General features: G+C 55.0%; 5 protein-coding genes. All 5 read left to right on the top strand.

Annotated elements, in window-relative coordinates; translation table 11 throughout:
- Nucleotides 1-1,382, top strand: a 1,382-nt coding sequence (dnaA, locus tag ADADOO_RS17070) for a chromosomal replication initiator protein DnaA (protein WP_511278714.1), incomplete at its 5' end; no start/stop codon positions are given.
- Nucleotides 1,383-1,591: 209 nt separating this feature from the next.
- Nucleotides 1,592-2,698, top strand: coding sequence for a DNA polymerase III subunit beta (gene dnaN / locus ADADOO_RS17065; protein WP_511278713.1), 1,107 nt, complete (start codon nucleotides 1,592-1,594; stop codon nucleotides 2,696-2,698).
- Between the two features lie 73 nt (nucleotides 2,699-2,771).
- Complete coding sequence (gene gyrB / locus ADADOO_RS17060; RefSeq protein WP_511278712.1) at nucleotides 2,772-5,261, top strand: DNA topoisomerase (ATP-hydrolyzing) subunit B; 2,490 nt, start codon at nucleotides 2,772-2,774, stop codon at nucleotides 5,259-5,261.
- Between the two features lie 173 nt (nucleotides 5,262-5,434).
- On the top strand, nucleotides 5,435-6,412 hold the full coding sequence (locus ADADOO_RS17055) for a class I SAM-dependent DNA methyltransferase (RefSeq protein WP_511278711.1): 978 nt from the start codon (nucleotides 5,435-5,437) through the stop codon (nucleotides 6,410-6,412).
- Nucleotides 6,346-7,884, top strand: coding sequence for a DEAD/DEAH box helicase family protein (locus ADADOO_RS17050; protein WP_511278710.1), 1,539 nt, complete (start codon nucleotides 6,346-6,348; stop codon nucleotides 7,882-7,884). Before ADADOO_RS17055 ends, ADADOO_RS17050 begins: the two co-directional genes overlap by 67 nt.
- Nucleotides 7,885-8,136 lie beyond the last annotated feature (252 nt).

Below are 8,136 nucleotides of genomic sequence, written 5' to 3'. Positions count from 1 at the left end.
TCTGGGAATCCTGTTTGCAGCGCTTCGAGCAGGAATTGCCCGCGCAGCAATTCAACACCTGGATCAGGCCCTTGCGGCTCGAAGGCGAAACCACGGCTCTGAACGACGGCCTGCGCCTTATTGCGCCGAACACGTTCATTTTGAAGTGGGTGCGTGACCGCTATTTGACCCGCATTGAAGAATACAGCCGCAGTTTTTTCTCAGGCCCGGTCAGCATCGCGCTGGTCATAGGCAGTGGAAAAACAGCCAGTCGGGTTGAAGCCGGGGGCGATGCTGGCGAAAAATCAATTGCCAAGCCGGGTTCTGGCAGCGAAAAGAAGGCGCCGGCGCTCGAAAAGCCACGCGCCAAGAGCGGCAATTACGAAAAATCCCGGCTGTTTCAGTCCTTTACCTTCGACAATCTGGTGGTCGGCAAGGCTAATGACCTGGCACGTGCTGCGGCAGTTCAGGTGGCCAACAACCCTGGTGGCGCCTACAACCCTCTGTTTATCTACGGTGGCGCCGGCCTCGGCAAGACTCACCTGATTCACGCCATCGGCAACGCCATCGTCGCCGAAAACCCGGAAAAAATCGTTCGCTACGTTCATGCCGAGGATTACTACTCGGATGTTGTGCGTGCCTACCAGCAAAAATCTTTCGACACTTTCAAGCGCACCTATCGTTCGCTTGATGTGCTGTTGCTCGACGATGTCCAGTTCTTCAATGGCAAGAACCGTTCGCAGGAAGAGTTCTTCTTCCTGTTCAACGCGCTGATCGAAGCGCGCAAGCAGATCATCATCACCTGCGATACCTATCCCAAGGATATCAATGGTCTTGATGACCGTCTGGTGACCCGCTTCGATTGGGGCCTGACTGTCCAGATTGAGCCGCCGGAACTGGAAATGCGCGTCGCTATCCTGAAGAAGAAGGCTGAAGCAGAAGGCATTCATCTCGATGATGAGGTCCCATTCTTCATCGCCAAGCATTTGCGTTCCAATGTGCGCGAACTTGAAGGCGCCCTGAAAAAGGTTCTGGCCTACTCGTCCTTCCATGGCCGGGCCATTGCGCTCGATCTGACCAAGGAAGCGCTCAAGGACGTCATCGGTTCGGCCCGTAATGTCGGCATCGACAACATCCAGAAGACGGTGGCCGATTACTACAAGATGAAGGTTGCCGAACTGTTTTCGAAAAAGCGCACCCGAGCCATTGCCCGGCCGCGTCAGGTCGCCATGTGGCTTTGTCGGGAAGTGACTTCACACAGTTTCCCGGAAATTGGCGATGCCTTTGGCGGCCGCGATCACACGACAGTCATTCATGCCGTGAAAACCATCGATGCCTTGCGTCTCAAGGAAAATGAACTCAACCACGACCTACATGTGTTGCTGCAGGTATTAAAAGGGTGAGGTTGTCGATAAGTCTGTGGGAAAGCTGTGTATGAATTGTGGATCATATGGAATTACCCACTTTATGGGAAAATTGTCCGGAATTCACCCACAGGCAATTCAGCCGTTTTCGCAGACCGTAAAATCTGATTCAATCATCTGAAATTAAAAGTATTTTTTCAGTTATTCACAGAATTGTTCCCGATATAGTCTACTTAGGAATTTTATTTATGGTTCTTATCAAAACCCAAAGAGACACGCTTCTGGCCCCGCTGCAGTCGGTATCGGGAATTGTCGAGCGTCGTCATACGCTGCCTATCCTGTCCAACGTCTTGCTCGAAAAGAAGGGTGATCGCCTGACCTTGTTGGCCACCGACATCGAAATCCAGATCACCACGAGCACCGAAGGTGCCGGCGGCGATGGCGATGGTGCGGTGACAGTGGGGGCCCGCAAGCTGCAGGAAATTTTGCGCTCTCTGCCGGATACCACCGAAGTCAGTCTGGTTCTCGAAGACAAGCGTTTGCTCGTTCGCGGCGGCAAGAGCCGGTTCAGCCTGCAGACCTTGCCGGCCGACGATTTTCCGCGCATGACGGTCAATGAAGGCGAAACCAAGCAGTTTTCGATTTCGCAAAAGGCTTTCCGCCAACTGATTAGCAAGACCCAGTATTCGATGGCGGCGCAGGACGTGCGTTATTACCTGAACGGTCTGCTGTTGCTGGTCGAAGGCAAGGAACTGCGCGCCGTGGCGACCGATGGTCACCGTCTGGCCTACGCCAGCGTCGAGATCGATACCGATCTGCCGCGCCAGGAAATGATCCTGCCGCGCAAGACCGTGCTCGAACTGAACCGTTTGTTGCTCGATAACGACGACGCGTTGAACATCACGCTGACGCCGAACCAGGTGCGTTTCGCTTTCGGTTCCGTGGTGCTGGTTTCCAAGCTGATCGACGGCAAGTTCCCGGATTACGAGCGCGTTGTTCCGGCTACCCTGAAGAACCACCTGAAAGTTGGTCGTCAGACGCTGATGCAGGCCATGCAGCGCGCCGCCATTCTGACCAATGAAAAATTTCGTGGGGTTCGCGTCGTTTTGGGTGAAAACAGCCTGAAATTGATCGCCGCCAATGCCGAGCAGGAAGAAGCGGTCGAAGAAATCGAAGTCGACTATACCGGCGATGTCATTGACGTCGGCTTCAACGTCAGTTATCTGCTCGATGTGCTCAACAACATCCACACTGAAGAAATTCAGTGGAGTTTTAACGACGCCAATTCCAGCGCGCTGATTACCGTTCCCGGTAACGACCGCTTCAAGTACGTCGTAATGCCGATGCGTATCTGATCGATCAGGCAACAACCCAAGAAGGCCTGTCCAGCCGGGCAGGCCTTTTGCAGTTTCACGTGGAACCAAAACAATGAGTGAAGAGAACGTCCCGCAAGCCGAATCGCCGGCCTATGGCGAAGCCAGCATCCAGATCCTCGAAGGCCTGGAGGCCGTCCGCAAGCGTCCGGGCATGTACATCGGCGACACTTCCGACGGCACTGGTTTGCACCACCTGGTTTTTGAAGTTGTCGACAACTCGATCGACGAAGCGCTGGCCGGGCATTGCAATGACATTGTCGTCACCATTCACACCGACAACTCGATTTCCGTCATCGACAACGGCCGGGGCATCCCGACCGGCGTCAAGATGGACGACAAGCACGAGCCGAAGCGCTCGGCGGCCGAAATCGCCCTGACTGAATTGCACGCCGGCGGCAAGTTCAACCAGAATTCCTACAAGGTGTCTGGCGGTCTGCATGGCGTTGGCGTTTCCTGCGTCAATGCGCTATCCAAGTTCCTGCGTCTGACCATCCGCCGCGATGGCAAGAAGCACTACATGGAATTTTGTCGTGGTGTGCCGGTCGACCGTAGCATTGAGGTACGCGATGGCTTCGAAGTCTCGCCGCTCAAAGTGCTTGGCGATACCGAAAAGCGTGGCACGGAAGTGCACTTTCTGGCCGATGAGGAAATCTTCGGTCATGTCGAATTCCATTACGAAATTCTTGCCAAGCGCCTGCGCGAGCTGTCCTTCCTGAACAACGGTGTCAGCATCAAGCTGGTCGACCAGCGTGCCGGCAAGGAAGAGCTTTTTGCCTTCGCCGGTGGGGTGCAGAGCTTCGTCGAATACATCAACCGGACGAAGTCGGTGCTGCATCCGAACATCTTCTACTCGGCGGGTGACGCCAAGGTTGCCCAAGGGGCGCACGATACCGGCATCACCATCGGTGTCGAAGTGGCGATGCAGTGGAACGACTCCTACCAGGAACAAGTGCTCTGTTTCACCAACAACATTCCGCAGTCGGACGGCGGTACCCACCTGACCGGCCTGCGCGCCGCGATGACGCGGGTCATCAACAAGTACATCGACGAAAACGAGATCGCCAAGAAGGCCAAAGTCGACATCGCTGGTGATGACATGCGCGAAGGCCTGGCCTGCGTGCTGTCGGTCAAGATGCCCGACCCGAAGTTCGCCTCGCAGACGAAGATGAAACTGGTTTCATCCGAAGCCCGTGCCGCGGTTGAAGAAGTTGTCGCCCAGAAGCTCGCTGATTTCCTACTGGAGCGTCCGGTTGATGCCAAGATGATCTGCGGCAAGATCGTTGAAGCCTCGCGGGCTCGCGAGGCCGCCCGTCGCGCCCGCGAAATGACGCGGCGCAAGGGCGTTCTCGACGGCGTCGGTCTGCCCGGCAAGCTGGCCGACTGCCAGGAAAAAGACCCGGCGCTGTGTGAAATCTACATCGTCGAGGGCGACTCCGCCGGCGGCTCCGCCAAGCAGGGCCGCGACCGGAAGTTCCAGGCCATCCTGCCGCTGCGCGGCAAGGTGCTCAACGTCGAGAAAGCCCGTTTTGACAAACTGATTTCGTCGGAACAGATCGTCACCCTGATCACCGCCCTCGGTACCGGCATCGGCAAGGATGATTTCAACGTCGAAAAACTGCGTTACCACCGCATCATCATCATGACCGACGCCGACGTCGACGGTGCGCACATCCGCACGCTACTTCTGACGCTGCTCTATCGCCAGATGCCTGAGCTGATCGACCGTGGCTACGTTTATATTGCCCAGCCGCCGCTCTACAAGGTCAAGCATGGCAAGACTGAGCGCTATCTGAAGGACGACCTCGAATACAACCAGTTCCTCCTCAACCTGGCGCTTGACGAAGCTGTTTTGACCCCGCGCGTTGGGGCCGATGGCATCACCGGTCCGGCCCTCGAAGGTCTGGCCCGTTCCTGGCTAGCCACCGAAGCGGTCATCGATCGCCTGTCCCACCTGATCAATCCGGACGTGCTGCAGTCCATCGTTCGCCACAATCTGACGGTCGACCTGTCCAGCGAAGAAAAAGCGCGGGCCAGTGCCGAGTTAATTGCCTTCTTCATTCCGGCCGGTACCCGCATGGTGCCGAAGTACGACAATATCCAGGAACGCTGGACATTGCGCGTCGAACGCATGCACCACGGCAACCTCAAGGTCGGTCTGATCGATGAAGATATGCTGCTTTCCGGCGACTTCATGCAGCTGCGCCGTACCGCTGAAACGCTGGCCGACATGTTCGGCGACGGTGCCGTGATGTCGCGGGGCGAGAAGAAGCAGGTCGTGACCAACTTCGGCGATGCCATGAAATGGCTGCTCAACGAAGTCGAGCGTGGCATCAGCAAACAGCGCTACAAAGGTTTGGGTGAAATGAACCCCGACCAGTTGTGGGAAACGACAATGGACCCGAAGGCCCGCCGTTTGCTGCGCGTGCAGATCGACGACGCCATCGCCGCCGACGAAATCTTTACGACCTTGATGGGTGAGGATGTCGAGCCGCGCCGGGCGTTTATCGAAACCAATGCCTTGAGCGCCAGGGTCGATATTTGACTATCGTGTCGGATGACAGAGAAAGTGAAAACTGTGCCAAGTTAGTGAAAAACTACTGACACAGAAAGTGAAAAAATCTGACAGGAGAGAGGCCCATCTGGGCCTTTTTCTATTTATGGGGCTAACATCCGCGTCGGCAATGAATTTACGGAAGGTGCAACAAGGCAACTCCTATGAACAAAGAACAACTCAAGCGCCTCGAAGCTGATCTCTGGCGTTCTGCAGACACGCTGCGTGCGAATTCCGACCTCAAGTCGAACGAGTACTCCACACCGGTACTCGGCCTGATCTTCCTGAAGTTTGCCGACAACAAATACAAGCTTGCCGAAGACGAGATCCTTGCTGAGTTCAACAAACTTAAGGGCACGCGGCGCGAGAAGCCAATCTCCGAGATTGCCATCGAAAAGTGTGGTTTCTACCTGCCCGATCACGCCCGCTACGACGATCTGCTGAATCTACCTGAAAGTAAGAACGTAGCGAAGGCCATCAAGAATGCAATGACGGCCATCGAGGAATACAAGCCCGAGTTGGCCGATGTACTTCCCAAAGACGATTACGCACGCCTCGACTCACCCACGCTCAAGAAGCTGCTCCGCAATTTTGCCAATATTCCGTTGGATGCCAGCGGTGACATCCTTGGCCAAATTTATGAATACTTCCTTGGCAACTTCGCGTTAGCTGAAGGCCAGGGCGGTGGCGAGTTTTTTACGCCGCGCTCAGTTGTGCGCCTGATGGTCGAGATCATTGAGCCGCACGGGGGCACGGTGTTCGACCCAGCTTGTGGATCGGGCGGTATGTTCGTGCAATCCGCCCAGTTCATTGACCAGCATCGGGCCGATGCGGCCAGCAAAGCCGATGTGTTCGTCTATGGCCAGGAAAAAACCCTAGCCACAGTCAAGCTTGCCAAGATGAACCTTGCCGTAAATGGCTTACGTGGCGAGATCAAGAAGTGCATTTCGTATAACGAAGACCCCTTTGGCAGTTTCGAAAAATTTGATTACGTCCTTGCCAATCCACCCTTCAATGTCGATGATGTGCCGCTCGATACCGTCAAGGGCGACCATTCCTGGCCTCCATACAGCCGATGGCGCCGAATGACATTGAGCCTACCATCCTGCGAGCCACTGGCGGCGTCCATCCGCTGGATGTGACCTTTATTGACGAAGAGGACAACAGCGAGCCGTGGAAGCGTTCTTTGCAGGCCGCCAAGAAGTTGGCTGGTCCTATGCCTGACTCGCTCACGGTGACAGTCGCTAATCTCATCTATTTGGAAAAGACCCAATTGCCGCAGTCGTTGGCGAATCGCTTGATTCGTCTGGCGGCATTCCAGAATCCAGAGTTTTATAAGGCTCAAGCCATGCGCTTGCCCGTTTGGGACAAGCCGCGCGTGATTGGCTCTGCTGAAAACTATCCTAACCATATTGCGTTACCGCGCGGTTGCCAGGATGCGATGCTGGCGCTCCTTCGCGAGAATGGCGTTCGATGCGAACTACGGGATGAGAGATTTGCCGGCAACCCAATCGATGTGGCTTTTGCCGGAACGCTTCGTATTGATCAAGAGGCTGCGGTGGCAGCCATGCTGCATCATGATGCAGGTGTTTTATGTGCCCCGACAGCATTTGGCAAGACCGTGACTGCTGCGGCCATCATCGCAAGACGGAAGGTCAACACGCTGATCCTCGTTCACCGTACTGAGCTACTAAAACAATGGCAGGAGCGTCTCCAGACATTTCTGGGCGTGAGCAAGGGCGAACTGGGAACCATCGGTGGTGGCAAAGCAAAGCCAACAGGGAAAATCGATATCGCCGTGATGCAGTCCTTGTCCCGACAGGGCGAGGTCAGCCCTGTCGTTGAAAACTATGGCCAAGTGATTATCGATGAGTGCCACCATATAGGCGCCGTATCGTTTGACGCCCTGCTAAAGCGGGTTAAGGCCAAATACGTTCTTGGTCTTACGGCCACTCCGATTCGCCGAGATGGGCAACAGCCCATCATCTTCATGCAATGCGGGCCAATCCGTCATATGGCTGCTAAGCCCGACGGTGCTCCTCATGATTTGGAAGTTGTTGCTAGAACACTTCTGAAACCCATCGATATTTCACCAGATGTTGGTATTCAGGAAGTGTTTCGGCATCTTGCTCACGACCAAGTTCGTACTGCTGCCATTGCCCAGGATATTGAGGATGCATTTAAACGAGGCCGAAAAGTACTGGTTCTGACGGAACGAACCGATCACCTAGACTCAATATTGGAAGCATTGGCGGGAAAAGTGCCGCCGCCATTTGTCCTTCATGGTCGACTGTCCAAGAAGCAGCGCGCGGTTTTGGCAGAAGACCTTGCCGCTTTGCCGCCAGAAGCACCACGGATATTGCTGGCTACCGGTAAGCTGGTGGGAGAGGGATTCGATCATCCCCCTCTGGATACACTGGTGCTGGCGATGCCTGTTTCTTGGAAAGGTACCTTGCAGCAGTACGCCGGACGTTTGCATCGTGAGCATGCAACAAAGAGTGACGTACGAATCTTCGACTTTGTAGATGCTGGCCATCCAGCCTTGTTAAGGATGTGGGAAAAGCGGCAGCGGGGATACCGAGCGATGGGCTACCGCCTTGGAACGTCCGGTTAGCGAACGGTATACTTCGCCAATGATTGGGTGCTTTCAAGCCACCGGAAGTTTTCACTTACAATGGCACGAATACCGGATTTTTTCAGTTTCCATGGCAAATAAGGACTACATCAATGACAAAGTTAATGAAAAACACGTTTGTTTCCGTACAGGCTTTTTTCACTAACTCTGTCATCTGACATATCGGCAATCCAGCTCGGAAAAGGCTCCTCAGGGAGCCTTTTCCATTTTGACGAGAGGTTCGGGATGCGG

The sequence above is a fragment of the Azonexus sp. genome (assembly GCF_036170495.1).
Classification (GTDB): domain Bacteria; phylum Pseudomonadota; class Gammaproteobacteria; order Burkholderiales; family Rhodocyclaceae; genus Azonexus.
Note: the sequence above shows the minus strand (reverse complement) of the source record. Positions and strands in the feature narration are given on the sequence as shown.